A 25,313-nucleotide genomic window follows, 5' to 3' on the forward strand; every position below is an offset into this window, starting at 1 on the left:
CTTTTCTTTATTATTTATTTTGCCTCATAGGAAAACATGGTATCATCTCTTGAAATATGTGTGTTAAGTACTGGTAACACAACTTCCATGTGAATTTAGGAGTCGATCTTGGGTTCCATTTTATATAGTATAATTATATTTCCAATAGAATTGCTCATTGAAATGATATTTGTGTTCTTCAATAAAATTTTCGAGACCTCAGGCATATCCATAATATTTGTGAGTATTTTCATCAACTTGCTAGCGTTACCTCTTTACAATATGGCAGAGAAGACACAACAAAAAGAAAGGGATGTAAAAAACCATCTACAACCACAAATTGGTAGAATCAAGTCTGTATTCAGGGGCGACGAACAGTATATGATGTTGAACACCCTATATCGACAGAATCATTATCACCCTATTTATAGTTTAAGAACCATATTACCCCTGTTTCTTCAAATTCCATTTTTTATTGCAGCTTATAGTTTTATTTCAAATTTACCGAATTTACAAGGAGAATCTTTTCTATTCATAAAAGATCTCAGCCTTGCTGATCAATTTCTACAAATCGGGAATAGTCATCTCAATATTCTCCCGATAATAATGACAGTAATAAACCTCATTGCAGGAATTATTTATACACATGGACAAAAGAGAGAAGAAAAGGTTCAAATTGTTGGAATGGCGGCCGTTTTTTTTATATTACTATATAATTCACCTTCTGCACTGGTAATCTATTGGATCTTCAATAATACTTTCTCTCTAGTTAAAAACCTAATTCCTAAGCTAAAAAGTCCAAAAATATTATTGATGCTACTTTTTGAAGTAACGCTTACTTCAATTGCATTCTCACTAGTGATGTTTACATCCTTTCTATCAACTACCATCAAATATGTAATCTTCGTAATTTGGCTGCTGCTTGTTTTTTCCCCTCTATATAGCACCTACATGCAAAAATTTTGGGTAAATATCTTGTGAAATATCCAACTCCCCAAAAAACAGCAAGTATTGCTTTTCATTTTATCTGTATCGACACTCTGGCTATTGATGGGACTCGTTATTCCCTCAAATCTGATACAAACTTCTCCTCCAGAATTTTCATATATCAGTGAAAGATCAACACATCCAACAAGCTTTGTCATTTCATCCTTATTGACTTATCTTGGGATACTAATTTTCTGGCCAATCATAATATATCAACTTTCAAAAGAGAGTGTAAAAAAAAGCCTTGTTATAATTTTTTCGATCATTGCAATATATGCGACTTTCAATGTGTTCTTCTTTCAAACAAATTCAGGTTCTCTTTCACCATATTTGGAATTTGACAATATTACAGGATTAATAAATCTTACGATTCTACAAAAAATCCTTCCATTCTTTATATTTATAATTGTTTCTACTCTATTGATATTCCTTTTTTATAAGAAGCGAACTGAATTCGTTAAAGGCTTTTTAATCATACTTTGTTCATCTTTTTTAATATTTGGCGTTAGAAACATCTGGCATATAAATAACGGATATACCATATATACCAAAAATCTATCCAAATTCTCAAATAATACAAATAAAGAACTGACAAAGACTTCTATTAATCCTCCCTTCACAATATCCCGACAAGGTAAAAATGTTGTGATACTCTTCCTTGACAGAGCTCTAAGCTCTTATTTTCCTTATATAATAAAGCAACATCCAAAATTGAGTAAGATTTATGATGGATTTCAATATTATCCAAATACCGTATCAATGGGTTCCCATACAATAACAGGAGCCCCAGCTATGTTGGGAGGATATGAATATATCCCGGAATCATTGAATAGCAGAAAAGACTTATCTTTGCTTGAAAAGCATAATGAATCCTTACTAGTGCTTCCTCGGATATTTTTAGATCATGGATATTCAACCAAACTTTCAAATCCACCTTTCTCAAATTATCGTTGGGAAGCAGATTTCACGCCATTCGTGCAATATCCAAAAATTGAAGTATTCAACCTACTTGGCCGATATACTTGGTTGTACAAGAAAGACCATAATGAAATAAACAACCTACAAACGAACGGTACCGATATCGCCACAATAATAAGAAAGAAGTTAAATCAATTTTCAATCTTTCAATCACTGCCTCCCGTATTTCGTCCCAAATTCTATGACAATGGATATTATTTTCTTATTGATCAACAACCTTCAAATCTGGAATCATTCATTAATTCATATTCCTCTCTTTATTATCTCGAAGAATTATTCAATATCGAAGAACATGGGAATACATTTACACTCCTCTCCAATGAGACTACTCATACACCAATAATGCTCGAAGCTCCCCTCTATGAACCAAAACTACAACCAATAGATATCTCAACACCTTTGGATGATGTATTTGGGTCAAATACATTAGCTATTGCTCATTATCATGCTAATGCTGCAGCAATACTACAGATAGGCGATTGGCTTGAAGATCTTAAATCCCAAGGTGTCTATGATAATACTCGGATCATTATAGTCTCTGACCATGGAGAAAAAATAATCTCTCCCGCCTTTGAAGGATATCCTCTGGCAAGCGAGAAGTACAATCTTTTTCATTCATTATTGGTTTATAAAGATTTCAATACCTCAGGGCCTCTTCGATATAATTATAATTTTATGACAAACGCAGATACTCCCCTCCTTGCTACTAAAGAAATTATATATCCAGTCATAAATCCATTTACGAATCTTAATATGGAAGAACTTGTAAATAAAAATCCAGCTCGAATCTTCGAAGGTCCTTGGAATCCTAGTAATCTTTCAGGTAATACCATGGAATTGTTCTGGGGGTTTGAGGTTAAAGAAGATATCTTTAATAGCGATAATTGGAAACAATTGTGAATATTCTAAATATTACGACTGAGGGTTTACATGATTCTATATATTGATCCTGGTACGGGTAGCATGCTTTTCTCCATTCTCATTGGGGTAGTCGCCATTATTTTTTTCATGCTGAAGGCCTTTTGGATTAAAATTAAGTTTTTCATTAGTGGAGGAAAGGTAGATTTGAAGAACTCTCACCATGTGCCTTTCGTAATTTATTCCGAGGATAAAAGATATTGGACTGTATTCGAACCGATCATTAATGAATTTGAAAAAAGAAGGATTGAAATAACCTATCTCACATCATCAGAAGATGACCCATTTTTTAATGAGAGATTTGAATATATTCAAGGACTGTATATTGGGAAAGGAAATAAGGCATTTACTAAATTGAATCTGTTAGAAGCCGATGTCTGTATCATGACCACTCCTGGACTAGATGTATACCAACTCAAACGTTCAAAAGGGACAAAGCATTATTCACATATTCTCCACGCAGTTGACGACGCTACTAGTTATAGACTATTCGGACTTGATTATTTCGATTCGGTATTACTTTCAGGAGAATACCAAATCAAACATTTAAGACAACTGGAACACCAACGAAACTTGAAGGAAAAAGAACTAATAGTTGTGGGAAGTACTTATCTTGATTCATTAAATAACAGCTTGAGTGAATACGAGAATTCTGTTGATTCAACATCGGTAATCTTAGTAGCTCCATCATGGGGAAATAGTTCATTATTAAATAAGTATGGTGAAAGGTTATTGACACCATTAATTGAAACTGGATTCCATATTATTGTACGGCCACACCCCCAGACGTTGCAAAATGATCAAAAGATTATCGACTCTCTTATCAGCAGATATCGCACAGAACCTAAGTTAGAATGGGATTTTGAACGAAATAACCTTAAATCTTTATCTAGAGCTTCATTAATGATTTCTGATTTCTCTGGCGTAATATTCGACTACACATTCTTGTTTAGACGGCCAGTTCTATATTCGAATGTTGAATTCGATTCACGTCCATACGATTCTTGGGATATTGATGAAACTCCTTGGAAGTTTGAAGTACTTCAAAAGATTGGGGTAGAGTTAAAAGAAGAAGATTTTTCTCACATCAAAGATCTGATTTACAGGACTATAGATAATACAACTCTCTTCGAAAATATAAATATCGCAAAAGCAAAAGCTTGGAATAATCAAGGAGAAGCTGGAATAAAGGTCGTTGATTATTTAGTCGAGAAACAAAAATCTATTTCTAAAGCAATAGCCAGATGAGGAAGGAAATGGAGATCAGTATACATCAGCCCAACTATATTCCTTGGTCAGGTTATTTCTATAAGATTATTCACAGTGATGTCTTTGTTTTATTGGATGATGTCCAATTCATAAAGAATAGCTACATTGATAGGAATTCCATTAAAACTCCTCAAGGTACGCAATACTTAAAAATTCCTACCGTAAGAGACAACCATCTTCTGAACTGTGATGAAATTAAAATCAACAACCACATCAGATGGCGAGAAAAGCATTTGATTGCCTTAGAGTTAAACTATAAAAAAGCAGAATACTTTTCCATTGTATTTGACGATATTCAAGAACTCATCAACGAGGAAACTGAATTGCTAGTAGAGTTGAATACAAATATCATTTTCAGGTTGCTCTCGCGTATGGAGGTTTCCACTTCAATTAAGCGATCAAGTGATTTACATATTCAAGAGACCGGCACAGAACGTCTCGTATCTATTGTGAAAGCATTTGGGGGTGACACATATTTATCAGGAAAAGGTGGTCTTCATTATCAAGATCCTATCATATTTCAAACACATAATGTTAATCTTGCTTATACAAATTTTATTCATCCCGTCTATAAGCAGCTATGGGGTGATTTCATTCCCAATCTATCCATTTTGGATATGATTTTCAATTTGGGTTATGATCACAGTCAGCATATCTTGAAAAAATGTCATTAGAAGTGGAGTGAAACAAATGGAATTCTCTTATAATCAATACCATGAAATTTTAAAAATGCTTATGGAAAACAAATATGTTCCACAGGCAATAGGAATTTTCCAAGAGAACAAAAAAGTCTTATTTTTGCGACACGATGTCGACATTGATTATCATGGAGTATTACCCATGGCAAGAATTGAGAATGAACTTCAAATAACTTCTACTTGGTACTTTTTGCCAGATTGCCCAGTATATAATCTATGTTCTGATCCAATCAAAGATATCATAAAACAACTTTCTGAGTGGGAGCATACAATAGGTTTGCATATCGACGCATCACAATATTCCTCATTCGAAGATTTAGCAGATGGTTTGAACAGATACTTTGACTTTTTCTCAAAAGTACTCCCTTTATCGAAGACCTTTTCATTTCATAAACCTGCGAAGGGGCTACTAGCTAACCTCCATGTTCAAGGCTGGGTAAATGCGTATGCAGATGAATATTTCTCAAACGTTGTCTATGTCTCTGACAGTAATAGAAGAAAATTCTTTTATGAGGATCGGTTGAAAAACGCTATTACGAATAATAATCCAATAACACTATTAACCCACCCATTATGGTGGCATGAAGAAATTGCAGATCCAGAAAAAACTTATGAATTAGCATGTGAAAAAATCGGAAGCCGTGCGGTTGGCGAATACCTCTCTAAAACATGTAAGTTGTATTCTTCGTAAATAGGTTACGATTATGCAAAAGCCAGAAAAAGTACTCCGAGACCAATGGAAAGTACACCGATAATTTTCCTTTTAGTAATTATTTCTTTAAGTTGGAAATAAGAAATTATCATAGTCCAAACATATGTAAGAGAAGTTAATGGAAGTACTATGCTGTAAGGAAGTAGTTTTAATACATAAATATTTATTAAAGAAGAAATCAAATAAAGTAATATACCAATTACCAAGGATGGTTTTAGAAATATCCCAATGATTGACTGACTAATCGACTGGGAAGATTTTTTTAAGAAATAACTAGCAAAGGAGCCAATGATAGTCATCAAGATGATGAGAAAATAATTATTCAACACTGTCTCCACCACCAATTAAAATGACGCCTATGATTATAAAGATTACCCCACATAGTTTTATAATCCCAATTGATTCATCAAAAAATATATTTCCTAAGAACATTGACAATATATATCCCACCGCTAGAACTGGATGAAGAACAGATAAACTACCTTTTCGATAAGCAAACAACATCATAACTGCTCCACTACCGTACAGCAGAAAACCAATAATAAGAGATACATTGATGGAACCTTCCGATAATTTCCAAAACAATTGTCCAAAAGCAACAAGATGTGCTGAAACTACCATTAAAACGATGCCAATACGATTCTTCTTATAAGAAAGCATAAAACTTTTCATACTATACCGCTACAAATGCTTTGATTTAATATTATTCATAAGAATCATGTATAATTGTTTATGCTTTTTACCTATAACTTTCAAAATTATTCCAACCGAAATAGACAATAGAAAGCAAATACCAAATGTCACTGATACGATAAGTGTAGGGAACCTTTCAACGATTCCAGTTTCCAGATACTCAATAAAAACTGGCAAAAACAATATGACTGCCATTACTAAGAATATTAAAGATGTTACTCCGAAGAATACCAAAGGGCGATAATCCATAAACAGATTAAAAATTGTTCCAAGTACTTTTGCACCATCGGTATACGTTCGCAATTTTGAGACACTACCATGAGGTCTATCCCTATATTCAATAGGAATCTCTTTGATCGCAAAATTTTTATCAACGGCATGTATAGTCATTTCGGTTTCAATCTCGAACCCTCTAGCAAGAATAGGAAATCCTTTGATGAATGTTTTGCTAAAAGCTCTGTAACCGGTCATTACATCATGAATATCTGATTTGAAAAGATAGTTGATAATTTTTCTAACCAAAACATTGCCAAAGTTGTGAAACGCCCGTTTGTTTTCACTAAAATAAGTGGAGGATAATCGATCACCGATAATCATATCGTAATTTTCATTTAGAATATAATCCACCATCTGTTTTGCATTATCAGCTGGATATGTATCATCTCCATCAACTATTACGTAACAATCAGCCTCAATCTCCCTGAACATGCGTCGCATTACATTTCCTTTGCCTTGGTTATGTTCATACCGTACTATCGCTCCGGCTGAACGTGCTATTGAGACAGTTGCATCGGTCGAATTATTATCATAAACATATATATCTGCCTCAGGAAGTGTCCGTCTGAAATCATTTATCACTTTACCAATAGTCAGTTCTTCATTGAAGCATGGTATTAATACGGCAACTTTACTCAACTTGAAGATTCTCCTTTTAATTATTCTATACTATCAACCTGAATTTTAACAACTTATACTAATTGCAATGGCTATAGTATAATTAACCTCTATCATTATATATAAACGGAATAAGTATGAAGACAGGCATTGTTACAAACAGAAAGTGTGCATACCTATGTGAGCCTGTCATTGGAGCCGCAATTATTAATGTAAAAAAAGATAATAGTAGAGGAATATATACGATTAACACACTACGAATACCATATTTTAGTAATAACATATCGAAAGCAATTATTAGTAATATAAACATGAAGCCAATCCCGGTTAACAAATTTATCCCTGGAATAAATTGAAAAAATTGTACTATGAACGCACTCACATAAGCACCATATCCTCCGAAAGGTATAGCAATATCATGATCATTATATATTAATTCATCAGAAGGGAATAAGACACTACTAAAATTGATTTGTGGATACCAGTACCCGAAGTTGGAAAAGATAAATGAATCTAAATATATCAATGGATTCTTAACACCTAACTTACTCCATATTTTTAAAACCGAGTGGAAATCTCCACCTCTATCTGCAATTCTGAATTTAACTGGATCAGAAATATAGGGATCGTATAGTAGTTTTACTTCTTCCAATGAGAAATATTTTGTTATATCGGCGTGCAACTCCTCAGGGATATCATTGTTGATATCAATTGTCCGAGCTATTTGTTGAACAGGGATGGATAGAGATTCTGTTTGAGGCGACTTAGGAATATCTAAAGATTCAAGTAACATTCCTTTTGATAATAGCACACATAAAACTGCGATAAAAAATACTGCATCGATTTTTGGGAATGTGAATTTTTTCATAATCACTAGTACAGACAAAATTAAAACAGTCAATATAATTGCATAGTAAACATTATTTCTCAGGAGGCCTGTGATTATAAGTATGAAGAAGCCAGAAATTTTCCAAAATTTTTTCATCCTTACTCTTCCACTCGCAACATAATCATAAAGCCAAAGAACGGTTAATAGCAAAAAACCAGCAGATAGAAAGTCCTTTGAAAGTACTGTTGCATTATACGCATGTATAGGCAAAACCGAAAAATAAAAAAGTGTGGTGACCAATATAGCTTTATTGATACCTTTATTTTTTAACCAGTAAATCGTGAAAGCATATATATTGCTCAATATAACAGTCTGAATTAGAACATACAAAAATATTGTTGCGGTATTGCCCAAATCGAACAAAGATGACAGGCGATATGTAAACGCTAGTAATGCTGTATGAAGGACGGGATGGTGATCAGTAAGCTGAGCAAGACCAGTGACTTGTCTTAGTTGATAAAAGCCATCCGTTGTCACTACTCCTGGGAAATTAAGAATAATGTATGGAACCCAACCAACAATAATTATTGCCAAAATTTTCAGATACTGTATTTCATACGAATTCCTGTCGTCATTTACAATTTTAAATCTAGGATCGTTATTCAATAGGAAGTTATAGATAACTATCAAAGTTTTCCCAAAAACGGAAAATAAACCAAAAAACTTAAGAAGACTTGCTAAAAATAGGAGGGATCTGAATGGACCAGCAAAAATATAGGAACTTTTTGCTGCAATATTCCCAACAATAATAAGAAGTGAAAAACATAAAATAATTACGTTAATATGTCTTAAGTATTGTGCCTCAAGAATAATATTTTCTGATATCCTATATAAAAAATATACAAAGAAAAATACTAGTAGAAACAAAATGGTTGGAATGAGCTCGGAACGATATCCATACACCCCTAGATCATATAATATTTGAGATATTCTTGAGTAATTATTCCATCCGGCAATAGGAACATTCACTAGACCAAAATTTGTAATGAAGAGCCAAAACCCCAAACTGGAAATAACAAAATACACAATTCTTTTCAATATGATTGACTTCATTTTGAATCCTATATAGTTCAGATTTACAGTATCAACTGAGATCTTTCTTACACCTTATCCTTAAACACAAAAAATTTACTGGCAATAAAATTCAGTATTATCACAATAATATTTGTAATCACCTTGCAGTACAAAGCTTCAAGTTCATATATATCGACCGAAAGATACATAAGCCCAATATCCAAAACTCCGGTAAACAATCTTGCTGTTAAAAAAACTAGTAATTCTCCAATAATATACTTACCAGAAATATCACGGGAATTAAAGATGATGAACTTTGAACTAAAAAACATGAATAATACAGCACAAAACCAAGCAATTGCATTGGATGCTATATTCTGCATTTCCAACTTTTCATATAGTATCCAGAATATTGCTATATTAATCACGGTTGTAAGAAAACCAAACAGAATATAGAGAATAATCTCCCTAGACAATTTGATTAGCCTTAAATTCATTTTATTTATCACTTATTAAACTCTCGATCATTTCTATGTTACTTGGCCACCAAGAAGCATCATCAATTCCAACAATATTCTCAACAGAATAATATTTAGCAATATATGGATTTGGCCAAACCTCTGCATCACTACGAATATCACTCAACCCATAAAAACCTACATGCTTATTATGTGGAGAAACTAATCCCACCTTTATATTTTCATTGTTTGATTCTCTCTGTCGTTTTATATATTCGACGCGGTATGAAGCCTTCAATCCAACTTCCACAATATTCTTGAACGATGGCAAGATGCTGGTAATGGAAAAGACCATTATGATATAAAACAGCGCGATCAATTTAATTTTCATAGTATCAAATCCGAAGTATCCTAAAATATGCTTTCCTTTATAGGCTTCAAGTACTCGAATAAGACTAATTCCAGAATATGTGTAGGCAATCATTGTCGCTCTATCTGGGAATGTAGGCGATACTATCATCGAAAATACAGCAACAAGCGCACCTAGAGGGTACGCTACTAATAATATATCCTTATCATTTTTATTAAACAGAAGTGGAAGAGTAAATATTATTGGAAAAATGATACCAATCCTAAAATAGAAGGATAATAGATTATAAATTCTATTTATCATTGTTGTTATATTGAAGGACGAAACATTATACTCATCTAATCTATTGAAATTACCAGGAGCGGAAATCAATAGAAAAAATCCGACCATGAAACCAATCAACCCCACTATTTCCCAAAGTTCAATCTTAACTTTCAAAAAATATTTTTTATAAAAAAAATATAATATTAAAAGCACTAGTATCGAAGCTCCACTATTCTCATTTGACCAACCAGCTAAGATTCCGTTTAGAAACAACAGGGGCATAAACAAAAAAGATTTATGAGCTGTAATGTTCTTTTCCAGATTATCCCTATAAGGCAATACAAATAGCAAAATCAGAACCGTAGTCCAAAGATAATTGCAGCTACCGGTCAGCCACAAGAGATTTTGTCCATACACAGGTAAAAAAATCCAAAAATAAACATGTAAAAGAATTAATAGAACTGGCCTATAAGAATGTGTTCTTCCTAAAGCATGTCGATAACAAAGATAAATAAAGGCACAATACATGAGAGAGTTTAAGATATTGAAATAGAACTTCGGCAATAAAATAAATAGTTGTGCTAGAAAGTGAGCGATAGACCTGCCCCCCCAGGAATGCCAATGTTCATATTGCGACTTGATAATATCGGATATACTTTCAATCCTTTCTCCGGTAGCAACTGAAAAAGCGTAGGAGTAGTCATCAGCTACATATGGAGTAAGAGAATTTAAGATAAATATTATTAGAAAAGAAAAGATAATAACAAAATAATACTGGTTGTGAGAAGCTGAAAGAAATCTCTTTTTCATCTCTTTTCCTTAATTATATATAATGGACGAGCTTTAACTTCAATATAGATCTTTGAAAGGTATTCCCCTAGTATTCCAATGGCAGATAACTGCAGACCACTACAAAATAAGATTATACATACCAATGAAGCCCAACCGGCGACTGGATCATCGTAAATAAGTTTTCTCACGATAACGAAAATAATCATAATAATCGAAAGAAATGCGAGAAAAAAACCAAGTATAGAAGCAATTATCAATGGTTTGGAACTAAATGCAATAATCCCATCCATTGAATAGAGAAAGAGTTTTCCAAAAGACCATTTTGTTTCACCAGCGCTTCTTTGAATATTTTCATATTCAAACCATTTGGTCTTAAAGCCAACCCAAGGGAAAATTCCCTTTGAAAATCTATTCTTCTCTTTTACTGACAAGATAGCGTCTGCATAAAGCTTAGTCATTACTCGGAAATCACGTGCGCCATCAACAATATCGACCTCAGAGAAGTTTCGCATTATTTTATAAAACTTTCTTGCAAAAAAGGATCGAATCAAAGGCTCTCCAGCTCTTGTAACACGGCGAGACCCTGCACAGTCAATGTCTCCTCCAATTACGGCCTCCAACATCTCGGGAATAAGTGATGGTGGATCTTGAAGATCCACATCCATTGTGACTAAATAATCACCGGTAGCGTTCTCCAATCCAGCATAGATAGCCGATTCTTTCCCAAAATTTCGAGAAAATTGGATATAGTGGATTCTTTCATCTTGCAGCGATAGGTCCTTTAAGATTGAAAGCGTTTTATCAATCGACCCATCATCTATAAAAACATATTCTATAATATAATTCTCTTGTATCGAAGCAAGCGCTTTTTCTGTTTCTTGATAAAATGTAACTATTGTTTGCTCTTCGTTAAAACAAGGAACAATTATTGAGAGTTTTGGAAGATCCATTTCACTTTAACTCCTCGCATGAATAATCGCTGAATTATAGCACACTTCTACGTTGAGTATTAAATATCAAACGTCTATAATTGTTGGAAGTAATAAAACATCTTCCATTATATTTATTTTCAAAAGGATTCTTCATGTTTAGAAATCTGCATATAAGCCAATTTAAAGTAGACCAAGACAAAATTACCAATTGTGTCGCTCTAATGATTTCAGGACTTTTAGTGTATGTCTTTCTAAACGCACTATTCGAGTTCCCTTACAATAATAAGCTTATGGCAAGTACCTCGGTATTAATTTTCGTAATTACCGTGATAATTCTGCAAAACAAAATCTCCAAATTCCAATTGGTATTTTTTCTACTCTACTTAATAGTAACAGTTTTAGTCGCCCAGAGCAGAAATAGACCCTGGTTTTTATATTTTGCTTTTTACTGGGGTCTTATAGGATTTTCCATCGGCTTACTGATGCTCAATACAAAAGTCAAATCTTTTATTTTTATGATTCCTTTTTATATAACAGTAGCAACAACAATCATGGCGGTGTATATATTCAATGATGACATGACGAGCAATACGGGTGATTCAGGTCTATTCTTGCTTAATAGAAACGCCGTGGCAATGTTTATTTTCACCTTTGCCGTAATTCCCACAATTTTAAAGTATAGTCGAGGAGAAAAAATTAATTTTTCCGATATCACGAACCTAGGGATTTTAGTTTTTGCCCAATCATTAACTCAAAGTAGAGCAGGATTATTGATAGCTCTATTGTATTTGGTTTTCACCATTTGCACGCTTATTATAAATAGGTATAGAACTACTAAATTGGCGACTCACGAAATCCAAATTCCCAAAAACAAAAAAATCATCATCTCTATTGGTATCATACTTTTAATCCTCATTCTGTTCTATCTAATTAAGGACTCTCGCTTGATCCATGATGGTTTAAGTTCTAGTGGAAGGGTAGCAATTTATCGATCTTACTTTGAAGAGTTGACTGTACAGAAACTCATATTTGGATTTGAACCAAGTTTGTATAAAGCAAACACTCACATGCACAATTCCTTTATTGAATTATTGGTCACATCAGGAATTATTGGTGCATTACCGATTTTTATCGTCCTAATAATCACTTGTAAAAAGTTGATATCAAAATCATTCAATTTGACTTTAATTTTCTCACTTCTCATGCTTTATTCGATGGTTGAGTTTTATACATTATTCCTATATGGTGACTTTGCTTTAATACCGCTTATTCTTATTGCAGGTGATCAAAAAAAGAGAAAACAATGAACCCAAAATGATAATTCAAGCGGGATTTATAATTCTACGTAATAATTTTTTCTCATAGAGATTCAATCCTATAAGCCAAGTAATTATTGAAAAAATGATACAATAAAGAAGTATTCCCACCAATAGTATGAACCAACTGTTAATTCTCACTAAACGTACTCCAATCCAACCGATTATCGTCGATAGAATTACACTTAAAACCAATAGCTTTAATTCTTTAAAAAACATAGTAATTCGCAACCCAATTCTTTCATAATAGACCAACATCGTTATACCATTACCCAACAATAATGATACACCTATAGCAATAGCACAACCCAGTGCACCATAGTAAAATGATAGTGTAATTGACAGTCCAACATTAATAGTAGCAGATATAGTCAAAATAAGAGACCGCCTTGAATGGAGGTTTTTTGCCTGTAAAATCAAATTCCCCATACTAGTGACAAGGTCTAAGACAAAGGGAATCATAATAACCAAAGTCATGAGATAAGCTTGAGAGAATTCGTTGCCAACCCAGAGCTTGATGAATGTCTTGCCAAAAATAATAAATCCCGACAATAGAAGACTGAGTATAATGAATTGAATTCTGCTTATTTTAAAAAATTCCTGATTGATTTCTTCCATCCGATTCGAAACAGTAGCCATCCGAGTGATTTTTGGTAGGAGAACAGAAATTATAGCAGTAGAAAATTGCCTAAAATAGTTGTTGAACTGAATCGCTATTGAGAATATTGCAACAGAGGTGGTTCCTACTACAGCACCAAGGACCAACTGTCCTGTGCCCCAATAGACTTGATCAACAATGATATTAATAAATATAAAGAATGAAAATGATAACATATTCTTTATCAATGACTTGTCGATAGCATTTAGTTTAATTCTGACATGAAATGCTCTTAATGCGTATAGAATGGTTACGAGGATGATCAATAAATCTAGGATGATTTGAATAATCACTATAGCTAGAGCAGTTGGATAACGCATCAATATAAAAACTATGAGAACAGGTTGCAGAAGATTTCTAATAATAGATGATAATCGTAAGAAAATAAATTTTTCATGTGCTGTAATTATTGCTGTAAAAACGTGTGAAGGTACCATAAGTGCAACATCTATGATCAATAAGATCAACATCTGTTTTGCAATAACCAGTTCACCTGAAGTTAATTGTCCACTATAAAGTGAATCCATAATAAAATAGAACCCCGTACCCAAAAGAAGAATAATTACAGAGATGATTGAATAAATAATTAAAGATACGGCTATAACGTTTTGTTGCCCATCAACATCACCTAATGCTAATTTCTGTGAATAAAATCTTGTGATAGTACCTGAAAGGCCAAAATCAAGGATTGCCAAATATGCTACCAACGAGGCTACCAATTGATACAGTCCGTACTGTGAAATTGAAAGGTATTTAAGGATCAAAGGAACATAAATCAATCCAACAGCAACATTAATAATCATTTTTAGATAGGAAAGTAACGTCCCTACTTTGATTTGATCCATTATGCTCGTACCTTTTTAATTTTTAATCTCATTCTATTGATTTTTGAGAAAAAGAAAATATAACACCGCAAGATTTTCTTCATGTCATGAAGGAGGAAAAAACAAGCAATCCTATAATATAGTTTCATCTCAATTTTTGAAGCAGACTTACATAACTCAAAAAAATTTTTAGAAAACACCACTTCCAGAAGTGGTCCAGGCTGTTGATGACCATATAAAAGCGCATATAAAGCGTGATTTATTGGAACAACTAGTCTTTTTTTTGCTGTTTCCCAAGGGAAATTCCACAGTTTGACAAACTTCAGATACTCTGTGTAGACAAAGATTAGAGATTCCAATGACTGATTTGTCATTCCTTTTGAGGTTGTACTTGATGGATTTTTAATATAATCATAGATTTTATCATGACTTACATAAAAGGAATTCGCTGAATCAACTATTAATAAGACTTGATAAAAATCTTCTGCATAGGAAAAATTTTTCAAGGGGATATTTTGAGAAAATGTAGAATCAAAGAGTTCTTTTCTAATAACTTTGGTCCAAAGCATATTTTGATAATCATTTTCTAGAATATTGCTTCGTATTTCTTTACATGATTCTGAGGTATATAAACCTGGTTCAAATGAAGGAACTCGAAGTTCTTCATGATTAGTACTCTCATCTATCTCTCTGTATCCGAATAGAAACACATCAGCAGTATGGGCACTAATAGTTTCTTTAATGATGGATGCAGAATCCATATTCCAGTAATCATCTGCATCAATAAAACAAATATAGTTCCCCTTAGCAATATTCACCCCAGAAAGCCGTGCAAAAAAAGCACCTGAATTTTCTTGGTGATGGACACGCACCAGATCAGGATAATCTTCTCTAAACTGATTGCATATTACATCGGAACCGTCGGTCGAACCATCGTTGACCAGAATGATCTCGAATTCCTCAGATACTTGTTGTATCAGTAGGTTCAAATGGGAACTGATAAAACGCTTTGCATTGAAAATGGGAATTACTATACTGAAAGCTTTTTTAACATTAGATCTGTTCATGAACTCTCCATAATTTTGGTGATAAAATCGGTATAGTTTTTTTCAGCATTATAATAGTTATCCCAACTTTCAAAGGCTGCTTTTCTCATTTCCCCCACTTCAAAAGATGATAGGGAAGAAAATTCGACAATTTTTCGAGCAATCTGTTCGGGACTGGGATCAGGAGATAACAAAATACCATTTCCTGAATTCACTATTTCTGATACACCACCTACTTCCGTTGCAATTATTGGTATACTGAAGCTTTGTGCTTCCATCATAGTAACCGGGATTCCCTCTGACTCACTTACATTAATAAATAGATCAATGGTATTATTTCTATAAAAATTCATTACACCCGAATTGGATAGGTATCCCTTAAATTCAAATCGAATATTTTTCTTTCGCTGCAACTTGGTATTGGCATAGTCTTTCGATTCCTTTTCAGAAGTCCCTCCAGCTCCTATATGAATCCAATCAATGTAGCACTCTTTTACAAGAGATAGTGCATCAACTATCAAACCGATTCTTTTGACTTCGTTGAAATTCGATATGCTCAGAAGTTTTACTTTTTTGCTGTCGATTTTGTAAACCATATATTCATGTTGCTTTCCAAGAATACCTAGTTTAGATACCATCATTTTTGATTCATATTGCGGGAATTTATTCATGAGATATTTTTTTCCGTCTAGGGAAATGGGAAAAATATAATCAAGATTGCTGAGAATATAATGTCTTAGAGGAATATATTCCATGGCATTCCGTTCAAAGTATAGATCGAATCCGTGCGCTCGGCAGAACGCTTTTTTATATCTATGTGATTTATTTAATTTCGCAATAGCATAGGCTCCATAATGCATCCAGTAAGAATATAGATAAACTTTATCAGCCTTTGGTATTCTAGAAGTAATGTTACTTATTTTTGCAGCGATTTCATCACCCCTAAAGAGTGACCACAATAAAAACTTGATCATGGAGAACGTGATTTTCTTATGGTAGTATTTTCTTATGCATTTTAGCTCACGATAAAAATCTTTTCGAAAGAGATATTTAACATAAGATCGAATTCCACTGTACAATTCGATTCTATTGAAAACTACATTCTTTGGTGTTTCCCTTGTGATAGTAGTTTCATTACTCAGAGAAAAGATGGTAATTTCATCAAACCTATTCGCAAGAAAATGTATCTCTGTCTCAAAGAACTCTTCACCTCGCCCAAATGGATAGTTCTCAGTAATAACAAAGAGCCTATCCATTTGATTTCCCGATAATTTCAGTTACTCTGTTGAGCTCACTGTTAGACATGTAGGGATGAATTGGGAGCGAGAGGACTGTCTTACATAAACTTTCTGAAATACTTAGATCAACCCAATTTTTATTTCCATGAAAAGCTGATTGCAGATGCATTGGTTTTGGATAATAGATCATCGAAGGAACACCGTGGTTTGCCAATTCATTTTGTAAGATGGTTCGTTGGATTTCATCCTTGACCTGGATAGTATATTGAGCCCAACTCGAATAAAGGCCGTTTGGTATCTCAGGTGTCTTCACCATATCCCGTAAATCTTTCGTGTACAGAGAGGCTATGGTATTTATTGATTCTAGCTCAAATTCCTCCAATGCATCGAACTTTACCAGTAGGATTGCAGCTTGGAGAGTATCCAGTCGGGAGTTCCAACCAATCCTCACATTGTCATACTTGAAAGTACCCTTTCCATGTACAGCAATGGAGCAAAGATACTCGGCTTCCTGATCATCATTAGTGAAAATTGCCCCTCCATCCCCATAACAACCGAGGGGCTTCGCAGGAAAAAATGATGTAGTTGCCGCGTCTCCGAGAGAGCATGTTTTACGCCCCTTATACTCGCCTCCAAAGCCCTGCGCGGCATCCTCTAACACCTTCAAACCGTATCGATGAGATATTTCGTTAATCCTGTCATAGTCACAAGGAAGGCCGAATAGGTCCACAGGCATCACTACTTTTGGTTTAAGCTCGCCTTCCTCCTTTACAGCAATGATCGCTTGTTCCAGACTATTGGGGTCCATATTGAAGGTATTTTGGTCAACATCTACAAATACGGGAGTCGCACCTAGAAAGGAGACCACCTCTCCTGATGCAAAAAAAGTAAAATCAGGGACAAAAACCGCATCCCCCTTCCCTATTCCCCAAGCCATCAACATCATAGTCAAAGCATCGGTGCCATTACCACAACTGATGCAATGCTTGACTCCGACATAATCCGCAAGTTTTGCTTCAAGTGTCCTCACTTGTAATCCACCAATAAAGTTACACTCGGTCATCACTTGGTTTACTGAGTCATCAATCCGTGGCTTCAATACTTGGTACTGATGTTTTAAATCCCGAAATTCCATAGTCTATTCCTTTGTGACTTCAACAAGTCCAAATGCCCTCAAAACATAGCTTCTTCCACATTTTCTACAGAGCTTCTTATCATCTAAAGCTGAGCCACATTCACAAGCCCACCCATGTTGGCTTGCAGGAACGCCTACCATGACAGCATGGTCAGGAACATCTTTGGTGACCACCGCACCACTTCCAATGAGTGCCCACTTACCTATAGTCACCCCACAGACTATGGTAGCATTAGCACCAATAGACGCCCCCTCTTTTACATACGTCCTAAGGTATGCATCTCTTCCTTTCGGGTATTTTGCCCTAGGAGTCAGATCATTTGTAAACACACATGACGGCCCACAGAAAACATACTTTTCCAGTGTCACTCCTTCATAAAGGCTAACATTATTCTGAATCTTGCAATTGTCTCCGATGACCACGTTATTTGATACATTCACATTTTGCCCCAGCGAACAATTCTTTCCAATCATTGCCCCATCTTGGATGTGACAAAAGTGCCATATTTTTGTCCCTCTTCCGATAATGACATTCTCATCAATATAGGAAGAAGGATGCACATACGAATCATTCATTGGGAGAACCTCCCCATAAAGTCAGTTGTCTTACAACTTTTAAGAGGCAATCGTACCGGTTTGCCCTCAGCCGCAGATTTATAGATAGCCAAGACAAGTTCCATAGCACGCTTGCCATCCTCTGCAGTTACTAGTGGCTGCCGGTTCTTTTCAATAGAATCAATGACATCTGCAAATAACGGTGTATGGCCGAATCCATATACATTAGGCGGATTCTCATGATATTTGGCCATTATCTCATCAGGGTCGTCCAACATATCGCTGAAGCGCCACTCTTCGATGATATTTACAGATCCACCTCCAGCCTTTACCGTTCCCTTCTCCCCAAACAGGTAGAGTGTCTCCTCCAGATTCCTAGGATACACATCCGTGGTCCCTTCAATGATCCCATATGCACCGTTTGCAAACTTTACCAAAGCTATGCCCAAGTCTTCTGCTTCGATGTAGGGATGATCAAGGTTATCGGTATAGGCAAATACTTCAACCACATCATTTCCCAACATCCACCGTAGAAGATCTATATTATGGATGCATTGGTTCATCAGAGCACCACCATCTTGCTCCCAAGTCCCTCGCCAAGAAGCCCTGTCATAATATTCACGTTCACGATTCCATCGTATGTGCGCTGTACCGTAGAACATTTTGCCAAATCGTCGCTTTTCGACAGCCTCACGAATCTTGACTACAGATTTGTTGAAGCGGTTTTGATGACATGCACTAACCTTTACATTACGTTCTTGTGCAGCATGAATAATCATATCTGCATCTTCCACAGATAAGGCAATGGGCTTTTCAATTACAAGATTCACTCCTGCTTGAATGCAATCCAAAGCGATTTGGGCATGCTTTCCGCTTTCGGTACAGATTGAAATCAATTCGGGTCTCGTCTCTTCCAATAGTTCGTGATAATCGATATACCGCTTAACTGAACGGGGCAATTCGAACTTTACGACTTTGTCTTCCATATTCTGAGGATCCAAATCGCATAACGCTACAATTTCCAGATTGTTTGCCAAAGCTGCAGCAAGATGATTCGGGGAAATGCGTCCACATCCAATAAGTGCATATTTCATTATAATACCTCTATATTGTCGCGATTTGACAATTTCTTCATAACATTCTTAGTGTCAAAAATCACTCGAGAATGCTGTTGCACGAAAGTGTAATCAATATTTGAGTGAGCTGTCGTGACTACGACCAAATCAGCTTCCTGTAAAGTCTGAATTGTCAAATTTTTCAAGCCTTGCACTAAATTTCCCTTGTAGTGATACTCTGCAACCCAAGGATCGAAGTAAGAGACGTTTGCTCCCCTTTTTTCCAAAATATCAATTACCTTCAAGGCTGGGCTTTCACGATAGTCCTCAATGTCTTGTTTATAGGCAACTCCAAGCACCAAAATGGTTGAACCATTAATGGCTTTTTTGAAACGATTGAGAATTTTCGATGCTCGTTCGACCGTATATTCAGGCATTGTGTCGTTGATCATCATAGAGCTTTCTATCATCGAAGTATGAAATCCATATTCCCTAGCTTTCCAAGACAGATAATAGGGATCCAGAGGAATACAATGACCACCAAGACCTGGTCCAGGATAAAAAGCTTGGAATCCGTATGGTTTCGTCTTTGCTGCATCGATCACTTCCCAGATACTGACCCCCATCTCATGACATAGTTTTGCCAATTCATTCACCAGCCCGATATTGATGTTGCGGTATGTGTTTTCTAAAATTTTTTCCATTTCAGCAACCGCAGGGCTAGAAACCTCAGTAACATCGCTGGAAAGAACAGCGCGATACATCGCAGATATCACTTCGGTTGCATCTTTTCCAATCCCACCGACCACTTTAGGTGTATTCTTGGTCTTATAGATAAGGTTACCTGGATCTACACGTTCTGGTGAAAACCCAAGATAGAAATCTTTTCCGCAGACTAATCCCGAGTTCTGTTCAAGTAGTGGTTTGACCAACTCCTCGGTTGTCCCAGGATATGTGGTGGATTCCAAAACAACAATCGTTCCTTTTCTTAAATATTTTGCGATTTCGATGGTTGAGTCGCGTACATAGGAAATATCCGGTTGTTGATGCTCATCAAGAGGTGTGGGTACACAAATTGCAATGAAGTCACAATCTTTGACAAATGAGAAGTCGCTGGTTGCTCGAAGTACGCAAGACTTCACTAAAGATGCAAGATCCTCCTGTACGACATCTCCGATATAGTTGATTCCATCATTAACCATGTCGACTTTCTTTTGTTGAACATCGAAACCAGTAGTGTGGAAGCCTGCTTTCGCTTTTTCAACCGCAAGGGGTAAGCCTACATACCCCAAACCAATTACTCCAACTTTGATAGCTCGGTTAGAAATTTTTTCCAATAGTTCATTTTTCATATTGCACCTATGTTATTCTGAAATCAAAAAATCCAAGATAGGTTTCATTGTAACTTGCATATCACAAAGTGACTGCGCTCTATCCCTGATAATCTTGGGTACAGTCAAATAATCTTCCTTTCTTTGGTATACATTATCATGAAATTTAATTACTTCGTTAATATCGATATAATCTTTACCTTTTAAGATAAGGAAAAAATCTTGCATATATCTCATCAAATCGATTTCCATTGCCCCAACCACAGGTAATCCTTTCGCAGTATATTCCCTTGTTTTCAATGAACTTGAGAGTAGTACACCTTGATATTCGTCATTACACGTATCTATAGCTAATGTGACTAGATCATATATATGAGCCATCTCATCGAGAGATAATCTACCATGAAACACAACCTTATTTTCGAGAGGAGTACCCATAATAAGCCTCTTTTCCTTCTCAACAACAACTCCATCACCGACAATATGAAGTATAATATTCCTCATCCCACCTTCAAGGTAGTATCTATGAAGCCCCTCTATCAAGCGATCAAGACCATGCCAAGGAGCGAAATTCGCGACCATCACCGCTTGAATAGTATCATCTGATGGAGTAGTAACATCCTTTATCTTAACCGAAGCAAAATCAAGACCATTCATTGTCCGGATAGTAGGAATACCAAAGATTTCTTTATCTTCTGAGAAAGTCACTATTCGGTCCACATACCTTTTCAGCTTTTTCCTATTCCATATATCCTTCAACAATCGAGGAAACTCAATTAAATTTGCCATTTCTTTATCATAAGGATACGTTGGTATCTCCATGATAACTTTTCCATTTGGATTTTGCCTTTTAAAATCTCGAAAAAAGCGAATTGCATAAGAGTCGAGAGTAGTTCGTCGGAAATATAAGGTATCAACACCCTGATAGGAAGCATCACATTTATAAGCTATCTTTGATGGTAGAAACGGGAGTCGCCTCGTTATCATTCGAACATATCGTAGCAGTCGGCTTTGGGTGTGCGTATCATAGGAATGTCTATCGACCTCTCCTAAAGTGCTTAGAGCCTTTATTTGGGCTGTGATTTTGCGTTCAACGCCACTAGAGGCTTTATCTGTTTTGGAAAATCCATAGAAATCTATATAAGCGATCTTCATACTTTGCTCTCTTTTTTTCTTTCACTCGTATTATTCAAGTAAAAAGCTTGTATCTGTTGGGCTGAGCCCAAAATTCCATATCCTTTTTCTTCTACCTCTTGAGAATGGTCTCGTCGTGAAATATCGCTCTTCATCTTCACTATCGTTTCACACCACCTTTCTATCGATTCGTCCAATGATAAAAATTCAATCAAATCTGTTATTTCTACTTCGCGTGGCACATTACTGGAGACTACACAGGGAAGACCCGTCGTTTGGGCTTCAACGAGACTGATACCCAATCCTTCTGCATATGATGGAAAGAGAAAGACATCCATTGCATGCAATAATCCAGAAACATCAGCTCTAGAACCAAGAAGAATCACATGTTCTTTCAGGTTATATTTTTTAATGATTTCTTCAATTACTTGTCGTTCCTCCCCATCCCCAACTAGTAAAAGTTTTGAATTAGGAATTCTATCATGTACTTCTTTAAAAACCTTCAATAAGAAAGGATGGTTCTTTAAGGGATCAAAGCGACCGACATGTCCAACCACAAATTGATTTGTCAGATCCAAGTCGGCCCTATATTTCCCTCTAATACTTGGAGTAAATACAAATTTCTGGATCTGGATTGCATTCTTCAAGATAGAAAAATTCGTAGAATCAACAATTCTCCTACCAAAACGGGAAATTCCTGCTGGTAAAGAACACGCAAAAAAATAGTCGGCAACATACCGAGTAGGAAATGAGAAAAACCCATACATAAATCCTTTGAAATCACGAGAGTTTCCAGCTCCGTGGCTATGGGCAATAGAATATAATCCGTATGATTTCGCAACTTTTAGATATATTGCAGCTGAGCTACCCAAATGACCATGGACAGCTACGAATGAAGCATTCCCCCTAAAGAGAATTTTCCAAGAATTCCAATACTTTAGAAGATTGAATCCAGTAAATCGCGGTACACGATATATATTTCCACCTAGTAAGCCTATCTCATCTTCATAAAAACATTTATTTTGGGTATGTACTACAAAATCAAATTGAACTTTTTCCCGATCTATATTTCGGTACAAATTCATCACTATGGTTTCAGCACCACCGAGATCAAGGCCTCCAAGAACGTGTAATATTCGAATGGGATTTCCCATCAAGCTTTCCCTTCATTGAAATTATATATCAAAATTTGGCTATATTTGCACGTGGAAAGATAGCATAGTTCTCATCCGAACACAACGAGGCATATTACGTACATAGAAATGAAATTATTCAAGATGGCACATTTCTGCCATAGCATCACCAGAAAATTAATGATAGGATTAATTAATTTTCAGGAGATCAACATATGCAAGCAATGATTCTCGCCGCTGGGATGGGCAAACGCTTAAAAGAATTAACAACAGAAACTACTAAGTGTATGGTTGAAGTTAATGGAATTACTTTAATAGAAAGAGCTGTTAGAATTTTAGATTCTAAGAGTCTTTCTAGGATTATTCTTGTTGTTGGATACAAAGGAAACCTACTTGTTGATTTTATCAATACCTTGAATATTAAGACACCGATTCAAATAGTAGAAAATTCAGTTTACGATTCGACGAACAATATTTATAGTCTATTTTTAGCAAGAAAATACTTATTGGAAGAAGATACTCTTCTCTTGGAATCTGATTTGATCTTTGAGAAAGCTGTAATTGACCGATTACTGCAGGACTCTTATCCAAATCTTGCATTAGTCGCTAAATATGAGAGTTGGATGGATGGAACAGTACTGACAATTGATGACCAGAATAACATCACTGATTTTTTAAACAAGAAACAATTTAAATTTTGTGATAAAGAAAATTACTACAAAACTGTAAATATTTATAAATTCAGCAAACGCTTTTCGAGTTCCCATTATGTACCATTTCTTGAAGCTTATTGTAAAGCTTTAGGAAATAATGAATATTACGAGCAAGTTCTAAAAGTGATCTCTATTCTCGAAAATCCAGAAATCAAAGTTAAAATACTTGATGACGAAAAGTGGTATGAAATCGATGACAAGCAAGACCTTGATATCGCAGAGTCAATATTTACAGATTCTTCTCACCAAAAATATGAAAAGCTTATGAGACGATACGGTGGTTATTGGAGATATCCTAAGCTTATCGATTTCTGTTACCTAGTCAATCCTCATTATCCTCCAGTAAGACTAGTTGATGAGGTACAGGCAAATTTCAATAGACTGCTTCGAGACTATCCTTCTGGGCAGGAAATCAATGCTTTATTGGCTTCGAACTATTTTGCCATTCCGCAAGATATGACTATCGTTGGAAATGGCGCAGCAGAAATAATTAGAGCTATTACAGGGCTATTACAAGACCCGGTTGGAATAATTTCCCCAACTTTCCAAGAATATCCAAATAGATTGCCAAAAAATGATATCATCTATTTCCACACAAACGAATTTGATTATCAGTATACAGCCGAAGACCTAATAAAGTATTACTCTGATCGACAAATAAGAACGTTGATTCTAGTCAATCCTGATAACCCATCAGGGAATCTGATTGAATTGGAAGGTATGTTAAAAATATTGGATTGGACGAGCAATAATAACATTCGTCTCATTGTAGATGAATCATTCATGGATTTTTCAGATTACCCAGAGACGATGTCAATAATTTCAAGAGACCTCATGGAACAAAACAAAAATTTGGTCTTGATAAAAAGTATTTCAAAATCGTATGGAGTACCTGGCTTGCGTTTAGGCGTTGCATTTTCTAGTGACAGAAAACTGATAGCGAAACTCAAGAAAGATGTATCTATTTGGAACATCAATTCGTTTGCAGAATTCTACCTTCAAGTCTGGGAAAAATATCGTGCAGACTACACAAATGCTTTGAATCAGTTTCGTGTTATCCGCTCTTCATTTTTTAAGGAATTGGATAGCATTCCTTTTATCCGTCCATTACCTTCGCAAGCAAATTACATCATGTGTGAAGTATTTCATCCATTTACAGCAGAAAGTTTGGCCGAAGCCCTACTCGAGAAAAACCTACTGATAAAAAGCCTTACAGGAAAACAAGGAATCGAAGGACAGTTTATTCGGATTGCAATTAAAACTGAATCTGAGAATGTAGATTTAAGTAATACGCTCAAATCTTTCGCTGAGAAGTAAAAACTTACTAT

The 25,313-nt window shown here is 35.3% G+C and carries 23 protein-coding genes; 7 read left to right on the forward strand and 16 right to left on the reverse strand.

Annotated features, from left to right (window positions below; genetic code table 11):
* Positions 1 to 162: 162 nt before the first annotated feature.
* The 5 genes from yidC (at position 163) to ACODJP_RS05840 (ending at position 5,520) form a co-directional block, all read left to right on the forward strand.
* Positions 163 to 960: a membrane protein insertase YidC gene (yidC, locus tag ACODJP_RS05820; RefSeq protein WP_422479758.1), complete on the forward strand. Its 798-nt coding sequence runs from the start codon at positions 163 to 165 to the stop codon at positions 958 to 960.
* A gap of 69 nt (positions 961 to 1,029) precedes the next feature.
* Entirely contained in the window at positions 1,030 to 2,844 is a 1,815-nt protein-coding gene (locus tag ACODJP_RS05825; RefSeq protein ID WP_422479449.1) for a sulfatase-like hydrolase/transferase, read from the forward strand.
* 30 nt (positions 2,845 to 2,874) lie between these two features.
* Positions 2,875 to 4,110 (forward strand): CDP-glycerol glycerophosphotransferase family protein, encoded by a 1,236-nt coding sequence (locus tag ACODJP_RS05830; RefSeq protein WP_422479451.1) that lies wholly within the window; start codon positions 2,875 to 2,877, stop codon positions 4,108 to 4,110.
* A gap of 8 nt (positions 4,111 to 4,118) precedes the next feature.
* Positions 4,119 to 4,805 (forward strand): WbqC family protein, encoded by a 687-nt coding sequence (locus ACODJP_RS05835; protein ID WP_422479453.1) that lies wholly within the window; start codon positions 4,119 to 4,121, stop codon positions 4,803 to 4,805.
* Positions 4,806 to 4,821: 16 nt separating this feature from the next.
* Positions 4,822 to 5,520 carry a hypothetical protein gene (locus ACODJP_RS05840; RefSeq protein ID WP_422479455.1) on the forward strand — a complete coding sequence of 233 codons (699 nt, stop codon included), beginning with the start codon at positions 4,822 to 4,824 and terminating at the stop codon, positions 5,518 to 5,520.
* An 11-nt stretch (positions 5,521 to 5,531) separates the two neighbouring features.
* Here the strand turns inward: ACODJP_RS05840 and ACODJP_RS05845 are convergent, their stop codons facing one another.
* The 7 genes from ACODJP_RS05845 to ACODJP_RS05875 form a co-directional block, all read right to left on the reverse strand.
* Positions 5,532 to 5,840, reverse strand: a complete 309-nt coding sequence (locus ACODJP_RS05845) for an EamA family transporter (protein ID WP_422479760.1) — start codon at positions 5,838 to 5,840, stop codon at positions 5,532 to 5,534.
* A gap of 19 nt (positions 5,841 to 5,859) precedes the next feature.
* Positions 5,860 to 6,213 (reverse strand): EamA family transporter, encoded by a 354-nt coding sequence (locus ACODJP_RS05850; RefSeq protein ID WP_422479457.1) that lies wholly within the window; start codon positions 6,211 to 6,213, stop codon positions 5,860 to 5,862.
* 9 nt (positions 6,214 to 6,222) lie between these two features.
* Entirely contained in the window at positions 6,223 to 7,149 is a 927-nt protein-coding gene (locus ACODJP_RS05855) for a glycosyltransferase family 2 protein (RefSeq protein WP_422479459.1), read from the reverse strand.
* 82 nt (positions 7,150 to 7,231) lie between these two features.
* Positions 7,232 to 9,070 (reverse strand): DUF6020 family protein, encoded by a 1,839-nt coding sequence (locus ACODJP_RS05860; protein WP_422479461.1) that lies wholly within the window; start codon positions 9,068 to 9,070, stop codon positions 7,232 to 7,234.
* A 47-nt stretch (positions 9,071 to 9,117) separates the two neighbouring features.
* On the reverse strand, positions 9,118 to 9,528 hold the full coding sequence (locus ACODJP_RS05865) for a GtrA family protein (RefSeq protein ID WP_422479762.1): 411 nt from the start codon (positions 9,526 to 9,528) through the stop codon (positions 9,118 to 9,120).
* Position 9,529: 1 nt separating this feature from the next.
* Positions 9,530 to 10,933: a DUF3329 domain-containing protein gene (locus ACODJP_RS05870; protein WP_422479463.1), complete on the reverse strand. Its 1,404-nt coding sequence runs from the start codon at positions 10,931 to 10,933 to the stop codon at positions 9,530 to 9,532.
* Positions 10,930 to 11,865 (reverse strand): glycosyltransferase family 2 protein, encoded by a 936-nt coding sequence (locus tag ACODJP_RS05875; protein ID WP_422479465.1) that lies wholly within the window; start codon positions 11,863 to 11,865, stop codon positions 10,930 to 10,932. The genes ACODJP_RS05870 and ACODJP_RS05875 overlap by 4 nt, the downstream gene beginning before the upstream one ends.
* Before the next feature lie 134 nt (positions 11,866 to 11,999).
* On the opposite strand from ACODJP_RS05875, the gene ACODJP_RS05880 reads away from it, so the two are divergent.
* The gene (locus tag ACODJP_RS05880; RefSeq protein WP_422479467.1) at positions 12,000 to 13,154 is read left to right on the forward strand and encodes a hypothetical protein; all 1,155 of its coding nucleotides are present in this window, start codon (positions 12,000 to 12,002) and stop codon (positions 13,152 to 13,154) included.
* A gap of 15 nt (positions 13,155 to 13,169) precedes the next feature.
* Here ACODJP_RS05880 and ACODJP_RS05885 read toward each other — a convergent pair whose 3' ends face one another.
* From ACODJP_RS05885 to ACODJP_RS05925, 9 genes are all read right to left on the reverse strand, one after another.
* Positions 13,170 to 14,666, reverse strand: coding sequence for a lipopolysaccharide biosynthesis protein (locus ACODJP_RS05885; RefSeq protein ID WP_422479469.1), 1,497 nt, complete (start codon positions 14,664 to 14,666; stop codon positions 13,170 to 13,172).
* Positions 14,666 to 15,712: a glycosyltransferase family 2 protein gene (locus tag ACODJP_RS05890; RefSeq protein ID WP_422479471.1), complete on the reverse strand. Its 1,047-nt coding sequence runs from the start codon at positions 15,710 to 15,712 to the stop codon at positions 14,666 to 14,668. Before ACODJP_RS05890 ends, ACODJP_RS05885 begins: the two co-directional genes overlap by 1 nt.
* Positions 15,709 to 16,665 carry a glycosyltransferase gene (locus tag ACODJP_RS05895; protein ID WP_422479473.1) on the reverse strand — a complete coding sequence of 319 codons (957 nt, stop codon included), beginning with the start codon at positions 16,663 to 16,665 and terminating at the stop codon, positions 15,709 to 15,711. The genes ACODJP_RS05890 and ACODJP_RS05895 overlap by 4 nt, the downstream gene beginning before the upstream one ends.
* Positions 16,666 to 16,939: 274 nt before the next feature.
* Entirely contained in the window at positions 16,940 to 18,064 is a 1,125-nt protein-coding gene (locus ACODJP_RS05900; RefSeq protein WP_422479475.1) for a DegT/DnrJ/EryC1/StrS family aminotransferase, read from the reverse strand.
* A gap of 3 nt (positions 18,065 to 18,067) precedes the next feature.
* Positions 18,068 to 18,640, reverse strand: coding sequence for a DapH/DapD/GlmU-related protein (locus ACODJP_RS05905; RefSeq protein ID WP_422479477.1), 573 nt, complete (start codon positions 18,638 to 18,640; stop codon positions 18,068 to 18,070).
* A complete protein-coding gene (locus ACODJP_RS05910; RefSeq protein ID WP_422479479.1) occupies positions 18,637 to 19,713 on the reverse strand; it encodes a Gfo/Idh/MocA family protein in 1,077 nt (358 codons plus the stop codon). The genes ACODJP_RS05905 and ACODJP_RS05910 overlap by 4 nt, the downstream gene beginning before the upstream one ends.
* Positions 19,713 to 21,026: a nucleotide sugar dehydrogenase gene (locus ACODJP_RS05915; protein WP_422479481.1), complete on the reverse strand. Its 1,314-nt coding sequence runs from the start codon at positions 21,024 to 21,026 to the stop codon at positions 19,713 to 19,715. The genes ACODJP_RS05910 and ACODJP_RS05915 overlap by 1 nt, the downstream gene beginning before the upstream one ends.
* 12 nt (positions 21,027 to 21,038) lie before the next feature.
* Positions 21,039 to 22,160 carry a glycosyltransferase gene (locus ACODJP_RS05920; protein ID WP_422479483.1) on the reverse strand — a complete coding sequence of 374 codons (1,122 nt, stop codon included), beginning with the start codon at positions 22,158 to 22,160 and terminating at the stop codon, positions 21,039 to 21,041.
* Positions 22,157 to 23,293 (reverse strand): glycosyltransferase family 1 protein, encoded by a 1,137-nt coding sequence (locus tag ACODJP_RS05925; protein WP_422479485.1) that lies wholly within the window; start codon positions 23,291 to 23,293, stop codon positions 22,157 to 22,159. Before ACODJP_RS05925 ends, ACODJP_RS05920 begins: the two co-directional genes overlap by 4 nt.
* 194 nt (positions 23,294 to 23,487) lie before the next feature.
* Here ACODJP_RS05925 and ACODJP_RS05930 point away from each other — a divergent pair, with 194 nt between their 5' ends.
* On the forward strand, positions 23,488 to 25,302 hold the full coding sequence (locus tag ACODJP_RS05930; protein ID WP_422479487.1) for an aminotransferase class I/II-fold pyridoxal phosphate-dependent enzyme: 1,815 nt from the start codon (positions 23,488 to 23,490) through the stop codon (positions 25,300 to 25,302).
* Positions 25,303 to 25,313 lie beyond the last annotated feature (11 nt).

The sequence above is a fragment of the Pleomorphochaeta sp. DL1XJH-081 genome, from assembly GCF_049310885.1.
GTDB lineage: Bacteria > Spirochaetota > Spirochaetia > Sphaerochaetales > Sphaerochaetaceae > CAYZJV01.

Coding starts and splice junctions, on each gene's coding strand:
- ACODJP_RS05920 (WP_422479483.1), bottom strand. CDS start 22,160: ATGAAGATCGCTTATATAGATTTCTATGGATTTTCCAAAACAGATAAA.
- ACODJP_RS05860 (WP_422479461.1), bottom strand. CDS start 9,070: ATGAAGTCAATCATATTGAAAAGAATTGTGTATTTTGTTATTTCCAGT.
- ACODJP_RS05830 (WP_422479451.1), top strand. CDS start 2,875: ATGATTCTATATATTGATCCTGGTACGGGTAGCATGCTTTTCTCCATT.
- ACODJP_RS05875 (WP_422479465.1), bottom strand. CDS start 11,865: ATGGATCTTCCAAAACTCTCAATAATTGTTCCTTGTTTTAACGAAGAG.
- ACODJP_RS05850 (WP_422479457.1), bottom strand. CDS start 6,213: ATGAAAAGTTTTATGCTTTCTTATAAGAAGAATCGTATTGGCATCGTT.
- ACODJP_RS05915 (WP_422479481.1), bottom strand. CDS start 21,026: ATGAAAAATGAACTATTGGAAAAAATTTCTAACCGAGCTATCAAAGTT.
- ACODJP_RS05925 (WP_422479485.1), bottom strand. CDS start 23,293: ATGGGAAATCCCATTCGAATATTACACGTTCTTGGAGGCCTTGATCTC.
- ACODJP_RS05825 (WP_422479449.1), top strand. CDS start 1,030: ATGGGACTCGTTATTCCCTCAAATCTGATACAAACTTCTCCTCCAGAA.
- ACODJP_RS05865 (WP_422479762.1), bottom strand. CDS start 9,528: ATGAATTTAAGGCTAATCAAATTGTCTAGGGAGATTATTCTCTATATT.
- ACODJP_RS05880 (WP_422479467.1), top strand. CDS start 12,000: ATGTTTAGAAATCTGCATATAAGCCAATTTAAAGTAGACCAAGACAAA.
- ACODJP_RS05895 (WP_422479473.1), bottom strand. CDS start 16,665: ATGATCAAGTTTTTATTGTGGTCACTCTTTAGGGGTGATGAAATCGCT.
- ACODJP_RS05835 (WP_422479453.1), top strand. CDS start 4,119: ATGGAGATCAGTATACATCAGCCCAACTATATTCCTTGGTCAGGTTAT.
- ACODJP_RS05840 (WP_422479455.1), top strand. CDS start 4,822: ATGGAATTCTCTTATAATCAATACCATGAAATTTTAAAAATGCTTATG.
- ACODJP_RS05905 (WP_422479477.1), bottom strand. CDS start 18,640: ATGAATGATTCGTATGTGCATCCTTCTTCCTATATTGATGAGAATGTC.
- ACODJP_RS05910 (WP_422479479.1), bottom strand. CDS start 19,713: ATGAAATATGCACTTATTGGATGTGGACGCATTTCCCCGAATCATCTT.
- yidC (WP_422479758.1), top strand. CDS start 163: ATGATATTTGTGTTCTTCAATAAAATTTTCGAGACCTCAGGCATATCC.
- ACODJP_RS05885 (WP_422479469.1), bottom strand. CDS start 14,666: ATGGATCAAATCAAAGTAGGGACGTTACTTTCCTATCTAAAAATGATT.
- ACODJP_RS05845 (WP_422479760.1), bottom strand. CDS start 5,840: ATGACTATCATTGGCTCCTTTGCTAGTTATTTCTTAAAAAAATCTTCC.
- ACODJP_RS05890 (WP_422479471.1), bottom strand. CDS start 15,712: ATGAACAGATCTAATGTTAAAAAAGCTTTCAGTATAGTAATTCCCATT.
- ACODJP_RS05930 (WP_422479487.1), top strand. CDS start 23,488: ATGCAAGCAATGATTCTCGCCGCTGGGATGGGCAAACGCTTAAAAGAA.
- ACODJP_RS05870 (WP_422479463.1), bottom strand. CDS start 10,933: ATGAAAAAGAGATTTCTTTCAGCTTCTCACAACCAGTATTATTTTGTT.
- ACODJP_RS05900 (WP_422479475.1), bottom strand. CDS start 18,064: ATGGAATTTCGGGATTTAAAACATCAGTACCAAGTATTGAAGCCACGG.